14 protein-coding genes are annotated in these 15,428 nt (G+C 72.9%); 7 read left to right on the forward strand and 7 right to left on the reverse strand.

The genetic code is table 11. The features are described 5' to 3' along the window. Positions 1-68: 68 nt before the first annotated feature. Positions 69-701, forward strand: a complete 633-nt coding sequence (locus OHA86_RS07760) for an NAD(P)-dependent oxidoreductase (RefSeq protein ID WP_329173617.1) — start codon at positions 69-71, stop codon at positions 699-701. On the opposite strand, the gene OHA86_RS07765 is transcribed toward OHA86_RS07760, so the two are convergent. From OHA86_RS07765 to OHA86_RS07780, 4 genes are all read right to left on the reverse strand, one after another. Continuing rightward, on the reverse strand, positions 685-1,857 hold the full coding sequence (locus tag OHA86_RS07765; protein WP_329173619.1) for a cytochrome P450 family protein: 1,173 nt from the start codon (positions 1,855-1,857) through the stop codon (positions 685-687). The two genes, OHA86_RS07760 and OHA86_RS07765, sit on opposite strands and share 17 nt — an antisense overlap. A 66-nt stretch (positions 1,858-1,923) precedes the next feature. After that, positions 1,924-2,547, reverse strand: a complete 624-nt coding sequence (locus tag OHA86_RS07770; protein WP_329173621.1) for a bifunctional 4-hydroxy-2-oxoglutarate aldolase/2-dehydro-3-deoxy-phosphogluconate aldolase — start codon at positions 2,545-2,547, stop codon at positions 1,924-1,926. A gap of 165 nt (positions 2,548-2,712) precedes the next feature. Next, positions 2,713-3,534, reverse strand: coding sequence for an AIM24 family protein (locus tag OHA86_RS07775; protein WP_329173622.1), 822 nt, complete (start codon positions 3,532-3,534; stop codon positions 2,713-2,715). Between the two features lie 64 nt (positions 3,535-3,598). Then, positions 3,599-4,897, reverse strand: coding sequence for an ROK family transcriptional regulator (locus OHA86_RS07780; RefSeq protein WP_329173623.1), 1,299 nt, complete (start codon positions 4,895-4,897; stop codon positions 3,599-3,601). Positions 4,898-5,045: 148 nt separating this feature from the next. On the opposite strand from OHA86_RS07780, the gene OHA86_RS07785 reads away from it, so the two are divergent. Genes OHA86_RS07785 through OHA86_RS07800 form a run of 4 tightly spaced genes read left to right on the forward strand, consistent with a single transcriptional unit; the run spans position 5,046 to position 9,666 of the window. Beyond that, on the forward strand, positions 5,046-6,407 hold the full coding sequence (locus OHA86_RS07785; protein WP_329173624.1) for an ABC transporter substrate-binding protein: 1,362 nt from the start codon (positions 5,046-5,048) through the stop codon (positions 6,405-6,407). A gap of 16 nt (positions 6,408-6,423) precedes the next feature. Continuing rightward, positions 6,424-7,428 carry a carbohydrate ABC transporter permease gene (locus OHA86_RS07790; protein ID WP_329173626.1) on the forward strand — a complete coding sequence of 335 codons (1,005 nt, stop codon included), beginning with the start codon at positions 6,424-6,426 and terminating at the stop codon, positions 7,426-7,428. Beyond that, a complete protein-coding gene (locus tag OHA86_RS07795; protein WP_329173628.1) occupies positions 7,421-8,290 on the forward strand; it encodes a carbohydrate ABC transporter permease in 870 nt (289 codons plus the stop codon). The genes OHA86_RS07790 and OHA86_RS07795 overlap by 8 nt, the downstream gene beginning before the upstream one ends. 20 nt (positions 8,291-8,310) lie before the next feature. After that, positions 8,311-9,666 (forward strand): GH1 family beta-glucosidase, encoded by a 1,356-nt coding sequence (locus tag OHA86_RS07800; protein ID WP_329173630.1) that lies wholly within the window; start codon positions 8,311-8,313, stop codon positions 9,664-9,666. A 54-nt stretch (positions 9,667-9,720) separates the two neighbouring features. Here the strand turns inward: OHA86_RS07800 and allB are convergent, their stop codons facing one another. Beyond that, a complete protein-coding gene (gene allB / locus OHA86_RS07805) occupies positions 9,721-11,136 on the reverse strand; it encodes an allantoinase AllB (protein WP_443071661.1) in 1,416 nt (471 codons plus the stop codon). A 145-nt stretch (positions 11,137-11,281) separates the two neighbouring features. Here allB and OHA86_RS07810 point away from each other — a divergent pair, with 145 nt between their 5' ends. After that, positions 11,282-12,049, forward strand: a complete 768-nt coding sequence (locus OHA86_RS07810) for an IclR family transcriptional regulator (RefSeq protein WP_329173631.1) — start codon at positions 11,282-11,284, stop codon at positions 12,047-12,049. On the opposite strand, the gene OHA86_RS07815 is transcribed toward OHA86_RS07810, so the two are convergent. Together OHA86_RS07815 and OHA86_RS07820 are read right to left on the reverse strand one after the other, a co-directional pair. Beyond that, on the reverse strand, positions 12,024-12,356 hold the full coding sequence (locus tag OHA86_RS07815) for a DUF5955 family protein (protein ID WP_329173632.1): 333 nt from the start codon (positions 12,354-12,356) through the stop codon (positions 12,024-12,026). The two genes, OHA86_RS07810 and OHA86_RS07815, sit on opposite strands and share 26 nt — an antisense overlap. A gap of 134 nt (positions 12,357-12,490) precedes the next feature. Beyond that, the gene (locus tag OHA86_RS07820; RefSeq protein ID WP_329173634.1) at positions 12,491-14,569 is read right to left on the reverse strand and encodes a serine/threonine-protein kinase; all 2,079 of its coding nucleotides are present in this window, start codon (positions 14,567-14,569) and stop codon (positions 12,491-12,493) included. Between the two features lie 200 nt (positions 14,570-14,769). Between OHA86_RS07820 and OHA86_RS07825 the strand changes: the two genes are divergently transcribed. Next, positions 14,770-15,411 (forward strand): nucleotidyltransferase family protein, encoded by a 642-nt coding sequence (locus OHA86_RS07825; protein ID WP_329173635.1) that lies wholly within the window; start codon positions 14,770-14,772, stop codon positions 15,409-15,411. Positions 15,412-15,428 lie beyond the last annotated feature (17 nt).

Here is a 15,428-nt window from a genome sequence, read left to right on the forward strand (position 1 = left end):
CCGTACCCGGTACCGGACGTGGTCCCGTACCGGACCCCTACCCGATACCGCACTTGAGGAGCCGCACCATGCGCATCACCGTCTTCGGAGCCGCCGGTGACGCCGGCCGCCGGATCGTCGCCGAGGGGCTGGCCCGCGGGCACCAGGTCGACGGCGTCGTGCGGTCCGCCGCCCGTACCGCAGAACTGCCCGCGGGCGCGCGCGGCCTGGTCGGGGACGCGCTGTCCTACGACTCGGTCCTCGGCCTGGTGGCCGACCGGGACGTGGTCATCACCGCGACCCGCCCCGCGCACGGCCGGGAGGCCGAACTCGTCACCGTCGCCGAGGTGATGCTCGCCGCGCTGGCGGCCACCGGCGGACGGCTGCTGGTCGTCGGCGGGGCCGCCACGCTCACCCTGCCGGACGGCGGTACGGTCGCCGACGCGCCCGACTTCCCGGCGGGCTGGCGGCCGATCGCCGACGCCTGCGCCGGGCAGCTGGCCCGCTGCCGCGCGGCCACCGGCGTGGACTGGACCTACTTCAGCCCCGCCGCGGCGCTCTCCCCCGGCGAGCGCACCGGGCGCCACCGGCTGGGCGGCGACGCGCTGGTCGCCGACGCGGACGGCGTGTCCGCGCTGTCGTACGAGGACATGGCCGTGGTGCTGCTGGACGAGGCCGAGCGGCCCAGGCACCGGGGACGGCGCTTCACGGCCGCTTACTGAAGCTGACCATCAGCCGGGCGGGGCCGCGCAGCACCACGCTGGGCCGCCAGCTGATCGGACCGGGCACCAGGGCCAGGCCGGGTGCCCGGTCGAGCAGGGCGGGGATCGCGACCCTGGCCTCCAGCCGGGCGAGCGGCGCGCCGAGGCAGTAGTGGATGCCGTGTCCGAAGGCGATGTGCCCCTGCCCGGGGCGGCGGATGTCGAAGGTGTCCGGCTCGGCGAAGCGCTCCGGGTCGCGGTCGGCCGCCGCCAGCGCGACCAGTACGGACTCGCCGCGCCGGATCGCGGTGCCCGCGAGGGTGATCGGCTCCTTGGCGAAGCGCCAGGTCGTGGTCTCGGCCGGGCCGTCGTAGCGCAGCATCTCCTCGACGGCGCCGTCGATCAGCGCCGGGTCCGCGCGGAGCGCGGCGAGCTGGCCGGGGTGGCGGAGCAGGGCCAGGACGCCGCTGGCGATCAGGTTGACGGTGGTCTCGTGGCCGGCGGCCAGCAGCAGGAAGGCCATGCCGACCAGTTCGTCGGGCGAGAGCTGGTCGCCGTCCTCGTAGCGGGTCCTGATCAGCGCGCTCAGCAGGTCGTCGCGCGGGCCGCCGCAGCGCTTGTCCTCGATCAGCTCGGTCAGATACTCCGACATCGCCCCGAGCGCGACCTCCCCCGCCGCCGCGGTGCCGCTGATGATGTCGTTCGACCAGCGGCGGAAGGCGTCGCGGTCCAGGTCGGGAACGCCGAGCAGTTCGCAGATCACCGTCATGGGCAGCGGGAGGGCCAGCGCTTCCACGAGGTCGACGGTGTCGTGGCCGAGCGCCGCGTCCAGCAGGTCGTCGGTGATCCGCTGGACCCGGGGGCGCAGCGCCGCGACCCGGCGGGAGGTGAACTCCCGTGCCACCAGCCCGCGCAGCCGGGTGTGCCGGGGCGGGTCGGCCTCCAGCATGTTCGAGGTCACCGGGGAGTAGTCCATCCCCGGGGCGAGGCTGCGGAAGTCCTTGGCCAGCCGGGGGTCGGCGAGGGCCGCGCGGGCGGTGTCGTGGCCCACCACGAGCCAGGTCTCGCCGTCGGCGGTCCTGACCCGGTGGACCGGCCCCTCGGCCCGCAGGCGGGCGTAGGTCGGGTACGGGTCCTGGCCGAATGCCTCGGCGGTCAGATCCTCTACGTGGGCCATGTCGTCCCCCAGGCTCCCTCTTCTGCCCCTGCGGCGCGTTCCGGACCCCGTCCCCCGGCGAGTTGGCTAGGTCGGGTCCAGGAGGCGGTCGAGGAGGTCGGTCAGGCGTTTGGTGACCGTGGTGCGGTCGCCCTCGGTCAGGGCGGAGCCCATGCCGACGGCCACCGCGCCGGCGGCGACCCACTCGGGCGCCGCGGCCACCGTGATGCCGCCGATCGGGATGATCGCCGCCTGCGGCAGTATCGCGCGCAGGTCGGAGACCCAGCGCGGCGTCAGGGACGAGGCGGGGTAGAGCGTCAGCGCGTCCGCGCCCAGCTCCATCGCGCGGACCGCCTCGGTCGGGGTGGCGACCCCGGGGAAGACGGGCACCCCGTACCGGTGGCCGGTGCGCAGCACCTCCTCGTCCAGGTTCGGTGCCAGCAGGAAGCGCGCGCCCGCGTCGATGGCCATCCGCGCGGAGATCGCGTCGACGACCGTGCCGGCTCCGATCACCGCGTCGTCGCCGACCTCACGGACCAGGGTGGTGACGGCTTCCAGCGCGAAGGGCGTGGTGAGCGAGATCTCCAGGGTGGTCAGCCCGGCCGACAGCAGGGTGTCGGCGGTCGCCGCGGCCTGGTCGTAGCTCTCGCTCCGGATCGTGGCGAAGACCCGCTGCGCGAGGGCGGTCCTGGTGGTCTCCCAGCGGTACACGGAGGATCGCGGTCCTTCCTGACGGTGCTGCCCGGATGGTGCGGTGGGTGGGGACCGCGATCAGCACGCTACTCGCCGCGCACCCGCCCGCTGCCGGTCGATCGCGAGCTGTCACCGCACCGTGACATGAGAGGAGCATGAGAGGGAAGGGGCAGCCGCCCCGGGTCACCCGGAGTGCGTGGAGAACAGGCCACCGGTGGGGCCCTGCTTGTCGCCGCCCTGCGCCTTCTTGAGCGCGTTGGCCAGGCCTTCGATCGTCATGGACTGCAGGATCACCCGGCCGTTGCCCTCCAGGGTGGCGAGCGAGAGTCCCTCACCGCCGAAGACCGCGTTCATGATGCCCTGCCGGTTGAGGCCGCCGACGCGCTGGACGCCGTACTGGACGCCCTCCTCGAAGGCGACGATGCAGCCGGTGTCGACCTCGATGCGACCGCCGAAGTCGGCGGGGTTCAGGTCGATGAAGTTGCCGGCGCCGGCGATGATCACGGTGCCGTGGCCGGTGAACTTCTCCAGGATGAAGCCCTCGCCGCCGCTCATGCCCTGCCGGCCGCCGGCGAAGGCGATGCCGAACTGCACGGTCTCCTCGGCGGCGACGAAGGCGTCCTTCTCGGCGAACCAGGCCCGCGACCCCGACAGTTCGAGCGCCCGCATCTCGCCGGGCAGCACCCCGGCGAAGCCGACCGTGCCCTCGCCGCCGGACGCGGTGAAGTACTGGAACGCCAGCGACTCCCCCGCCAGCGCCCGCTGGCCGACCTGCATGGCGGTGCCCATGGCCTGGCGCAGCATGCCGCCCATGCCGCCGCCCCCGCCGCCCGGCTGGCCGCCGCCCGCGTTCCGGGCGCCGGGACCGCCGAGGCGGGTCTCCATCGACACGTTGGCCGTCTTGAACAGGAACTTCCCGGCCTCGCAGTAGACGGTCTGGCCGGGGTTCAGGGTGCAGACGGCCATCTGCATGGCATTGCCGACGATCTCCTGCCGCAGGGTCACAGCGGAACTCCTTGGGACGTGCGGTACCGAATGGGGTGATACCGGCGCCGGTCGCGCCGTCCGGTCAACGTACCGCCCTGGCGATCCGGTTCCGTACCGTTCCGGACTCGCCGCCCCGTTCCGGGTCGGCCTGGGCGGGCAGGCTGAACGGGCGCTCGCCGCCGGTGTCGAGGAAGCGGGCCAGCGGCAGGGTGGCCGCGCCGACGGTGACCGCGTCGGCGCCGAGCCGGCCCAGCTCGATGGAGGTCTGGGCGCAGGGGTGGTGCAGGGCGTAGGCGGCGGCGACCTCGCGGACCATGGGCAGCACCCGGGGGCCGAGCATCAGCCCGGCCCAGCCGCCGATCACGATCCGGTGCGGGTTGAAGAGGTTGATCAGGTCGGCGATGCCGGCGCCGAGGTATTCGGCGGCCTCGGCGAGCAGCGCGTCGGCCTCCGGGTCGTGGTCGGCGGCGGCGATCAGCTTGGCGAGACCGGTCTCCTCGCTGACCCCCGCGGGCGCGCCGGGCCAGCGGCCGAGCAGCGCCTCGGCTCCGACGTAGGCCTCCAGGCAGCCGCGCGAGCCGCAGCGGCAGGTACGGCCGCCGACCCGCAGGGTGGTGTGGCCCCACTCCCCGGCGCTGCTGCTGGCGCCGTGGTAGGGCTTGCCGTTGGTGACGACGCAGGCGCCGACGCCGGAGCCGATCAGCGCGATCACCACGTTGTCCGAGCCGCGTCCCGCGCCGAACCACATCTCGGCCTGGCCCAGGGTCTTGGCGCCGTTGTCGATGTAGAGCGGGAGCGCGGTGCCGGCCCGCAGCAGCCGGCCGAGCGGTACGGCGTCCCAGCCGATGGTCTGGCCGTGCACGACGATGCCGGAGCCGTCGCCGGGGACGGCGCCCGGCTCGGTCTGGGCGACGATGCCGGGCACACCGATGCCGACGCCGAGCACCTCGCTGTCGTCGATGCCGGCCTCGCCGACGACCGTCTCGATGCCGTCGAGCGCGAGGCGTACGACGTGGTCGACGTCATGGCCGCTGTCGGACAACGGCAGGTCAGCGGCGGCCCGTTCGGTCAGCGCGAGGTCGAACAGCTCGACCCTGACCCGGGTCTCGCCGACGTCCACGCCGACCACGTAGCCGTAGCCGGGGGCGACCTGGAGCAGGATCCGGGGGCGCCCTCCGTCGGACTCGACGGCGCCGGCCTCCTCGACCATGCCGTCCGCGATCAACTCTCCAACGACGTTACTGATCGACCCGGCGCTCAGACCCGTGTCCCGGCCCAGCTCCTGGCGGCTCAGGGGACCTTCGAAATACAAATGACGCAGAAGCGATGCACGGTTGCCGCGCCGCAGGTCACGAACGGTGCGCTTGCCTCGCTCAGCCATCTTGTGTCCCTCCCGGGGGGTCCGGCGTGAATCTATCGCTGCACAAGGTCTTGACGCCACCTTTTCTCACAAGTTAAATCACGCCCTGAATTAAGACACAGGCGCCGTTCACTTCCTGAAGCGATCCCACCCCTGAGAGGGAACCGTCATGCGCTCTTCCAGCACCTCCAGCAGACTCCTCGCGGCCACCGCCCTCGTGGCCGCGCTCGGTCTGACCCTCGCCGCGTGTGGCGGCGGCGACGATGACAGCAGCGGCAGCTCCGGCGGCAGCGGAAAGGCCGCCGACCCCGGCAGCCTCAAGGGCCAGACGATCACCTACTGGGCGAGCAACCAGGGCACCAGCCTGGACAACGACAAGCAGGTGCTCACCCCCGAGCTGGACAAGTTCACCGCCTCCACCGGCATCAAGGTCAAGCTCGAGGTCATCGGCTGGGCGGACCTTCTCAACCGCATCCTGGCGGCCACCACCTCCGGCCAGGGCCCCGACGTGCTGAACATCGGCAACACCTGGTCCGCCTCCCTCCAGGCCACCGGCGCCCTGCTGCCGTGGGACTCCACCGCGTTCTCCACCATCGGCGGCAAGGACCGCTTCGCCCCCGCCGCGATCGCCTCCGCCGGTGCGGCCGGCAAGGACCCGGCCGCGGTGCCGCTGTACTCGATGGCGTACGGCCTGTACTACAACAAGAAGATGTTCGCCGACGCGGGTATCGCCAACCCGCCGACCACCTGGGACGAGCTGGTCGCCGACGGCCAGAAGCTCACCAAGGACGGCCACTACGGCCTCGCGGTCGAGGGTGCCAACGGCGCCGAGAACATCCACCACGTCTTCACGCTCGCCAAGCAGCGCGGCGCCAGCTGGTTCGACGACAAGGGCGCGCCGACCTTCACCGGCCCGCAGCAGGTCGCCGCGGTCAAGCAGTACGTGGACTTCATCGCCAAGGACAAGATCGCGGCCAAGGGCAACGCCGAGTACGTCCAGAACCAGACCATCACCGACTTCGCCTCCGGCAAGGCCGCGATGATGATGTGGCAGTCGGCCGCGACCTCGATCAAGGCGCACGGCATGACGCCCGACCAGTACGGCGTGGTGCCGGTTCCGACGCAGACCGCGGGTGCCACCGGTGACGCCGGTGTGACGTCGATGGTCGCCGGTATCAACGTGGCCGTCTTCAACAGCACCAAGCACAAGGCCGCCGCCGAGGCGTTCGTGAAGTTCCTGACCAGCACGGACGAGCAGAAGATCCTCAACGGCAAGTACGGCTCGCTGCCGCCGGTCACCGAGGCGCAGAGCGACCCGGCCTTCCAGACCCCGGACCTGAAGGTGCTGGCCGGCGTGCTGCAGAAGTCCGCCGCCCCGCTGCCGCAGGTCGCCAACGAGAGCCAGTTCGAGAACCTGGTCGGTCCCGCCGTCAAGGACCTGTTCGCCGAGGCCGCCGCCGGCAAGGCCATCACGGACGACACCGTCAAGGCCGCGCTGACCAAGGCGCAGCAGCAGATGCCCGCCTCGTAAGGATCGGCTCTCCTCCATGACTGCCACCGCCCCCCCGAGGCGCGCACCCGAAGCCGGCCCCGGCAGCGGCAAGACCGCTGCCGGGCGCCGGCTCCGGCCGCGTGTCGTCGAACGGCTCCGCCAAGGCGGACTGCCGTACCTACTCCTGCTGCCCGCCGTCCTCGTCGAACTGCTGATCCACATCGCGCCGATGTTCTTCGGCATCCTGATCAGCTTCAAGAACCTGACGCTGTTCTACATCCACCACTGGAACAGCGCCCCCTGGGCGGGCTTCGACAACTACAAAACCGCGGTAAAGATCCACCAGCCCATCGGCCAGGCGCTGCTGCACTCGTTCTGGGTGACGCTGTCGTACACCCTGCTGTCCGTGAGCATCTCCTGGCTGCTCGGGACCGCCGCGGCGATCCTGCTGCAGGACAAGTTCCGCGGCCGCGGCCTGATCCGCACGCTGTTCCTGGTGCCGTACGCGCTCCCCGCGTACGCGGCGCTGATCACCTGGACGTTCATGTTCCAGCAGGACACCGGCCTGGTGAACCACGTCCTGCACGACCAGTTGCACGTGACGTCGGACAAGTCGTTCTGGCTGATCGGCGACAACAGCTTCTGGGCCATGGTCGTGGTGTCGGTCTGGAAGTCCTGGCCGTTCGCCTTCCTGGCGCTGATGGCCGGTCTGCAGAACATCCCGCGCGAGCTGTACGAGGCCGCCGCGATGGACGGCGCCGGCGTCTGGCAGCAGATCAGGAAGATCACCATGCCGTCGCTGCGGCCGGTGAACCAGGTGATCGTCCTGGTGCTGTTCCTGTGGACCTTCAACGACTTCAACACCCCGTACGTGATGTTCGGTCAGAACCCGCCGCACCAGTCGGACCTGATCTCCATCCACATCTACCAGTCCTCCTTCATCAACTGGAACTTCGGCTCGGGTTCGGCGATGTCCGTCCTGCTGCTGCTCTTCCTGCTCGTGGTGACGGCCGTGTACCTGCTGGTCACCTCCAGGGGAAGGAGCGAGAACGATGTCTAGGTTCACCGACCAGCCGTCCCCGATGGCGCAGCCGAAGTCCTTCCTGTGGACCCGGCGGGTCGTCCTGACGCTGCTGCTGGGCTTCGTGCTCGTTCCCGTGTACGTGATGCTCAGCTCGTCCCTGAAGAGCCTTCAGGACGTGCAGGGCTCGTTCCAGTGGATCCCGCACAGCCTGACCTTCAAGCCGTACATCGACATCTGGAAGACGATCCCGCTCGCGCACTACTTCGTGAACTCGGTGATCGTCTGCGTGAGCGCCACGGTCTTCTCCGTGGCACTGGCGATCTTCGCCGCCTACGGGGTGAGCCGCTACCGCTTCATGGGCCGCAAGGTCTTCACCGTGACGGTGCTGTCCACCCAGATGTTCCCCGGCATCCTGTTCCTGCTGCCGCTGTACCTGATCTTCGTCAACATCGGCAACAGCACGGGCATCGTCCTGAACGGCAGCCGGCTCGGGCTGATCATCACCTACCTCACCTTCTCGCTGCCCTTCTCCATCTGGATGCTGGCGGGCTACTTCGACTCGATCCCGCGGGATCTTGACGAGGCCGCGAAGGTGGACGGCTGCGGCCCGCTCGGCGCGCTGTTCCGGGTCGTGGTGCCGGCCGCGGTCCCCGGCATCGTCGCCGTGAGCGTCTACGCGTTCATGACGGCCTGGGGCGAGGTGCTGTTCGCTTCGGTCATGACCAACGAGTCCACCAGAACCCTGGCGGTCGGTCTGCGCGAATACGCCACCCAGAACGACGTGTACTGGAACCAGGTCATGGCGGCCTCGATCGTTGTGAGCCTGCCCGTGGTCGCCGGATTCCTGCTCCTGCAGCGTTACCTCGTCGCCGGGCTCACCGCCGGCGCCGTCAAGTAACCCCTCCCGAAAGGCAGCTTGTGAACGACCTCAGCGCTCTTCCCGCCGATTTCGTCTGGGGAGCGGCCACCGCCGCGTACCAGATCGAGGGCGCGGTGGACGAGGACGGCCGGGCCCCGTCCATCTGGGACACCTTCTCCCACACCCCCGGCAAGATCGATGGCGACGACACCGGCGACGTCGCCTGCGACCACTACCACCGCACGGCCGAGGACCTGGACCTGATGAAGGCCCTCGACCTCGACTCGTACCGCTTCTCCATCGCCTGGCCGCGGGTCATACCGCAGGGCGGCGGCGCGGTCAACGCGGCCGGTCTGGCCTTCTACGACCGGCTGGTCGACTCGCTGCTCGAAGCGGGCATCACGCCCAACGCCACCCTCTACCACTGGGACCTCCCGCAGGCCCAGCAGGACCGTGGCGGCTGGCCCGAGCGTGAGACGGCGGAACGTTTCGGCGACTACGCGGCCGTGGTCGCCGACGCGCTGGGCGACCGGGTCAAGGACTGGGCGACGCTCAACGAGCCGCTGTGCTCGGCCTGGATCGGCCACCTGGAGGGCACCATGGCCCCCGGCTGGACGGACCTGAGCGCCGCGGTGCGCGCGTCGTACCACCTGCACGTCGGACACGGCCTGGCCGTGCAGGCGCTGCGGGCCGCGCACTCCGATGTGCGGGTCGGCATCGTGAACAACCTCAGCCCGTGCGAGCCGGCCACCGACCGCGACGCCGATGTCGCCGCCGCGCGCCGGGCCGACGGCCACACCAACCGCTGGTGGCTGGACCCGATCCACGGCCGCGGCTACCCGCAGGACATGGTCGACCTCTACGGTGTGGACCTGCCGATCAAGGACGGCGACCTGGAGTCGATCGCGGCTCCGCTGGACTGGCTGGGTCTGAACTACTACTTCCGCAACGTCATCACCGACGACCCGACCGGGCCTGCCCCGCACGCCAAGTCGGTCTACCTGCCGGGTGTCCGGCGCACGGCGATGGACTGGGAGGTCAACGCGGACGGCCTGGAGCAGCTGCTGGTCCGGCTGTCCGAGGAGTACGGCGCCCAGCGGATCTTCGTCACGGAGAACGGCTCGGCCTACCGCGACACCGTCGGCGACGACGGCCAGGTCGACGACCCCGAGCGGATCGTCTACCTGGAGGAGCACCTGGCGGCCTGCGCCCGCGCGGTCCGCCGCGGGGTGCCGCTGGCCGGCTACTACGCCTGGTCGCTGCTGGACAACTTCGAGTGGGCGTACGGCTACGACAAGCGCTTCGGCCTTGTCCACGTCGACTACGCCAGCCAGAAGCGCACCATCAAGGGCAGCGGCCGGCGTTACGCCGAGATCATCGCGGCGCACCGCCGCAAGGCGCGCCGCGCGGCCTGAGCGGTCCCGCCCCCGGGCGGTCACGAGGGGTGACGCCACCGGTCCGCCGGTGCGTCACCCCTCGTACGTGCGGGGGCACTTGCCGGTGCCGGGCGGCGGGTCCAGGGCCGGGCGGGTCCAGTGCCGGGCGGTCAGCAGCCGGCCGGTGCCCGGCTCGGTCACCGCGCCGTCGGCCGCGACGCGCCGGCCGCGCAGCCAGGTGCCGCGGACCACGCCGTGCAGGGTGCGGCCGGCGTAGGCGGTGATCGGGTTGCGGTGCCGCAGGCGGGCCGGGTCGACGGTGAAGACCGCGTCCGGGTCGAGCACCGCGAAGTCGGCGTCGCGGCCCTCGGCGATGGCGCCCTTGGTGCCGAGTCCGGCCAGCGCGGCGGGTCCGGCGGACATCCAGCGGGCCACGTCGGCGAGGGTGTGGCCGCGCCTGCGGGCCTCGGTCCACACCGCGGGCAGGCCCAGTTGCAGCGACGAGATGCCGCCCCAGGCGGCGGCGAAGTCCCCGGTGTCCTTCGCCTTGAGGTCGATCGTGGAGGGCGAGTGGTCGGAGACGACGCAGTCGATGGTGCCGTCGGCCAGCGCCTGCCACAGCGCGTCCTGGTTGGCGGCCTCCCTGATCGGCGGGCAGCACTTGAACTCCGTGGCCCCGTCCGGGACTTCCTCAGCGGTCAGGGTCAGGAAGTGCGGGCAGGTCTCGACGGTGAGGCGTACGCCGTCCTTTTTCGCCGCCGCGATCAGCGGAAGTGCGGACGCGGACGACAGGTGCAGGATGTGGACGCGTGCGTCGAGCCGCTTCGCCAGCGCGATCAGGCCCTCGATCGCCCGGTCCTCGGCGGCCGGCGGCCGGGAGGCGAGGAAGTCGGCGTAGCGGCGGCCGGGCTGCTGCGGGGCGCCCTCTATCGTGCCGGGGTCCTCGGCGTGCACGATCAACAGGCCGCCGAAACCGGTCAGTTCGGCGAGCGCGGCCTCGACCTCGGCGGGCGCCAGCTGGGGGAATTCGTCCACGCCGGAGGGCAGCAGGAAGCATTTGAAGCCGAAGACTCCCGCGTCGTGCAGCGGGCGCAGGTCGGCGAGATTGCCGGGCACCGCGCCGCCCCAGAAGCCGACGTCGGTGTGCACCCGGCCGCGGGCGGTGCCGCGCTTGACCTCCAGGTGGGCGGTGGTCGTGGTGGGCGGCACGCTGTTCAGCGGCATGTCGATGACGGTGGTGATGCCGCCGGCCGCCGCGGCGGCGGTCGCGGTCGCGAAGCCCTCCCACTCGGTGCGGCCGGGGTCGTTGATGTGCACGTGGCTGTCCACCAGGCCCGGCAGCAGGGCGTCGTCGCCCAGCTCGACGACCCGGACGCCGGACGGGACGGGCGCGTCGTGGGCGCGGACCGCGGTGATGGTGCCGGCGCGGACCGCGACGGCGGCCGGGCGCTCGCCGTCAGGGGTGACGACCCGGGTCGAGCGCAGCACCAGTTCGTCCACGGCGTCCAACGGGTGACCTCCTGGTCGGGAGCGGAGCGGGTTCAACGTTCTGTTGACGGACATGGTGGATAGCCTTCGCCCGGGCGTCAAGAGCGGTAGTATTCCGCACAGCGAAAGTCACCTTCCGCGAGCAAGGGATCAGAGGGGATCGCACGTGTCTGCTGACCGCGCCGGGGGCGTCCAGTCCCTCGAACGGGCCTTCGACCTGCTGGAGCGGATGGCCGACGCGGGCGGCGAGGTGGGGCTGAGCGAGCTGTCGGCCAGCAGCGGGCTGCCGCTGCCGACCATCCACCGGCTGATGCGGACCCTGCTGGCCAGCGGATACGTCCGCCAGCAGGCCAACCGGCGGTACGCGCTCGGACCGCGGCTCATCCGGCTCGGCGAGACCGCGTCCCGGCTGCTCGGCACCTGGGCGCGGCCGTACCTGGCGGAACTGGTCGAGGCGACCGGCGAGACCGCGAACATGGCCCTGCTGGACGGCGACGAGGTCGTCTATGTGGCGCAGGTGCCGTCGCGGCACTCGATGCGGATGTTCACCGAGGTCGGGCGGCGGGTGCTGCCGCACTCCACCGGGGTCGGCAAGGCGCTGCTCGCCCAGGTGCCGCCGGCCGAGGTGCGGGCGCTGCTGGCCCGCACCGGGATGCCGGCGGCCACCGAGCGGACCATCACCGAGCCGGACGCCTTCCTCGCCGAGCTGGAGCGCATCAGGGCGGCCGGTTACGCCGTGGACGACGGCGAGCAGGAGACCGGGGTGCGGTGCCTGGCGGTGACCGTGCCGGGGTCGCCGACCGCGGCGGCGATCTCCATCTCGGGACCCGCGGGGCGGGTCACCGAGGCGGCCACCGACAAGATCGTGCCCGTACTGCACGGTGTGGCACGGGAGTTGGCACTGGCGCTCACCAGCACGGCGCCGGTGGCATAGACCGGGAGCAGCCGCTCACCTCCTGCTCGACAGCATCGCGCAGCGCGGCCAGCGGCGCCGCCAGCGCGCTGACCGAGCCGAGCGCGGCGGCGACCAGCAGCAGCGACTGCCGCAGCTGTTCCGGCGACGGGGCGCCGGAGGTCTGCCGGGCCAGTTCGGCCAGCTCCTCCTCGGCGACGGCCCGATCCGGTAAAGCGCGGCGATACGCCGCGAGTTCGAGTTCCAGGCGGGCCACCGCGGCGCGTAACGCCGCGCCGCCGCCGGTCACCGTCCGTACGACCGATTCGCTGCGGTCGTCATCGACCACACGCGCTTCCCCCACCACCATGTGCCCCTGCCTCACACGCACTCAGGCCCCGGCGCCTCCGAGTCATTGGGGTCCGGGGTCGAACAGTAAACGCGACAGGGCTCATTCGCGCCACTGGCTCGGCGAAAAATGTGTCAAAGTTGCCTCCCGGGCCACACGGTGAGGTCGAGCGTGACGTGAGCGGCGGGACCACCGGGGTCCGAGAGCTGACGGAACGTCACCAGGGCGGTGGTGCCGTCCACCCCCACGACGCACAGCCGTGACCCGGCGGACAGCTGGGTCCTGCTGACCGACGCCACCAGATGGTCCGCGCTGCGACAGCCGTCGAGGGTGCCGGGCGCGTCGGGCCCCAGCAGCACGAGGGCGCCGCGGGCGGCGGTGGAGACGAAGGCGGTGCCGTCGGGGGCGTACCCGAACGTGCCGTTCTCCGCCCCCGGCCGGGTCTGCGGCGGGTCGGTCTCCAGCACGAGGCCGTTGCCCGCGGCGAGCCCGACTCCGCGATACTCCCGCCCGACGTTCTCGCTCTGCGCCGGCGCGCTGGCGGTGGCCGCGCTCCGCTCCGGCGGCGCGGCGGCGCTGTGCCCCCGGTCGAACCCCCCACCGAAGGCCACCGCCCCGACCGCGACGGCGAGCCCCGCGACCACCCATCCCCCCACGAGCCCCCGCCGCTTCCCGGCGACGGACGACGCCGGACCAGCGGCCCCCGGGGGCGCGACGGGTGGGCCGCCGGCCGCCGCGGGCGACGCCGCACCACCCGGCCCGGGCGCGGACAGCCCCGGCGGCACTCGCACCCCGCCCGGCGGAGTCGCACCGACCGCAGCCGGAGGCAACGGCGGCGGTGATACGGGCGGACCCGCGGCCCCACCCGGCGCCGGCGGCAACCGCACGCCACCCGGCGGAGTCGCACCGACCGCAGCCGGAGGCAACGGCGGCGGTGATACGGGCGGACCCGCGGCCCCACCCGGCGCCGGCGGCAACCGCACGCCACCCGGCGGAGTCGCACCGACCGCAGCCGGAGGCAACGGCGCGCTACCGGCCGCACCCGGCCGGCCCACGACCGGAGGCACACCCGGCGGACCGGCCGGTGCCGCAGGCGGGGCCGGAGCAGCGGAACCCGGCGCGGGCGGCGCCGAAGGAGCCGGGGCAACGGGCACGCCCACCCCGCCCGGCACCGGAGGCGGGGGCACCGGCGGCAGCGGTGCGGGCGGACCCGCGGCCCCGGCCACCGCCGGAGGCGAAGACGGTGGCGCGCCCGGCGCGTTCGTCGTTCCGCCCGCCGCCGGAGGCATGGGCGTCGGCCAGGTGCCCGGCGGAGGGAGGGGAGGAAGGGGCGGGGGGAGGGTGAGGAGGGTTTGGAGGGGGGTGGGGAGCCAGGGGACGGGGGCGCGGTGGTGGGTGGCCTGCGCGCACATCGCGATGACCTGGGAGGGGGACGGCCGCAGGGCCGGGTCCTTGATCAGGCAGCGGGTGACGATCTCCCGCAGCTCGCCGGGCAGTTCGGAGAGGTCGGGCTCCTCCTGGACGGCGCGGGCGCCGAAGGGCGCCGTACCGATGGCCGCGTACGCGGCGAGCTGGCCGAGGGCGAAGACGTCGGTGGCCGGTACGGGCGGCTTGTCCGCGGCCTGCTCGGGCGAGGAGAAGGCCGGGATGCCGGGGGCGTCGGCGGCGGCGCGGGTGACGCCGTAACCCGTGACGCGCGGGCCGTCCGCGGCGAGCAGCACCGTACCGGGGCCGAGCCCGGCGTGGACGACGCCGGCGTGGTGGACCGCGCGCAGCGCCTCGGCGACCCCGGCCACCAGCCGCAGCACGACCGGCACCGGCAGCGGCCGTCCGGTGTCGCTGACGGCGGCGTGCAGGGTGAGCGCGGGGACGTATCCGGCGGCCAGCCAGTACCGGGAGCCGTCGTGGCCGCTGCCGAGCACCGGCACGGTGTAGGGGCCGTGCACCCGCCGTACGGCCTGCACGTCGTGTTCGAAGGCGGCGGCGAAGCCGGAGCGGGCGGCCAGTTCCGGGCGCACCGCGGTCAGGGCGACGGGCTGGCCGCCGGGCGCGTAGGCGAGGTAGACCGGGCCGAGGGCGCCGACGCCGAGCCTGGCGGCGATCCGGTGCCCGGCGACGAGCCCCGGGTCGTCGGGCGTGAGCGGCTGGTAGAGCGGTCCTGGATGCCCGGCGTGCCCGGGGCCGACCAGACCGCCGGTGTGCTGAGCGCCCATCAGTCCCCGTTCCTCGGGCTCGCGCGGACAAGCCCGCCGACGCGGCGGCGGGCACGCTCCCCGCGTCGCCCGCGGGGAGGAGGGCCTGCGCGGACACGCCCTCGTACCGCCCCTCCCGGCCCCTGGCCAGACGATACCGGAACACACAGACCCGGCTGCGGCCTGTTCCGCTGCGGGCGGTCACGCGGTATGCAGGATGCATGGACACAAAGGGCGAGGTGGCCGGGCTGCTGCTGGCGGCGGGTGGCGGACGGCGGCTGGGCGGGCGGCCGAAGGCGTTGCTGCCGTACGCGGGCCGCCCACTGGTGGAGCACGCGGTGGGCGCGCTGCGGGACGGCGGCTGCGGCCCGCTGTACGTGGTGCTGGGCGCGGCGGCCGAGGAGGTGCGGGCCACCGCGGACCTGCCGGACTGCGTGCTGGTCGACAATCCGAGCTGGCCCGAGGGCATGGGCTCGTCGCTGCGGGTGGGCCTGGCCTCGCTCGCCGCCGCGCCCGTGCGCCCGGCGGCGGTGGTGATCGCGCTGGTCGACCAGCCGGGGGTGGGCGCGGCGGCGGTCGCGCGGGTGGTGGCGGCGGCCCGGGCCGGCGACGACCTGGTGTCGGCGCTGGTGTCGGCCGCGTACGGGGAGCGCCGCGCGCACCCGGTGCTGGTCGGGGCGGCCCGCTGGGCGGGGGTCGCGGGCAGCGCGGGCGAGGACCGGGGGGCGCGGACGTATCTGCGCGAGCACGTCGCGCACACGATCCTGGTGGACTGCTCGGACATCGCCGACCCGGCGGATATCGACACGCCCGCCGACCTGCGCCTTCTGGCGCCACCTGCACCGCGTGCCACAAAACGTTGAACTTCCGCACTGCGAAA

Source organism: Streptomyces sp. NBC_01477, from assembly GCF_036227245.1.
In the GTDB taxonomy this organism is placed as follows: domain Bacteria; phylum Actinomycetota; class Actinomycetes; order Streptomycetales; family Streptomycetaceae; genus Actinacidiphila.

Coding starts and splice junctions, on each gene's coding strand:
- OHA86_RS07785 (WP_329173624.1), top strand. CDS start 5,046: ATGCGCTCTTCCAGCACCTCCAGCAGACTCCTCGCGGCCACCGCCCTC.
- OHA86_RS07780 (WP_329173623.1), bottom strand. CDS start 4,897: ATGGCTGAGCGAGGCAAGCGCACCGTTCGTGACCTGCGGCGCGGCAAC.
- OHA86_RS07825 (WP_329173635.1), top strand. CDS start 14,770: ATGGACACAAAGGGCGAGGTGGCCGGGCTGCTGCTGGCGGCGGGTGGC.
- OHA86_RS07820 (WP_329173634.1), bottom strand. CDS start 14,569: ATGGGCGCTCAGCACACCGGCGGTCTGGTCGGCCCCGGGCACGCCGGG.
- OHA86_RS07790 (WP_329173626.1), top strand. CDS start 6,424: ATGACTGCCACCGCCCCCCCGAGGCGCGCACCCGAAGCCGGCCCCGGC.
- OHA86_RS07760 (WP_329173617.1), top strand. CDS start 69: ATGCGCATCACCGTCTTCGGAGCCGCCGGTGACGCCGGCCGCCGGATC.
- OHA86_RS07765 (WP_329173619.1), bottom strand. CDS start 1,857: ATGGCCCACGTAGAGGATCTGACCGCCGAGGCATTCGGCCAGGACCCG.
- OHA86_RS07795 (WP_329173628.1), top strand. CDS start 7,421: ATGTCTAGGTTCACCGACCAGCCGTCCCCGATGGCGCAGCCGAAGTCC.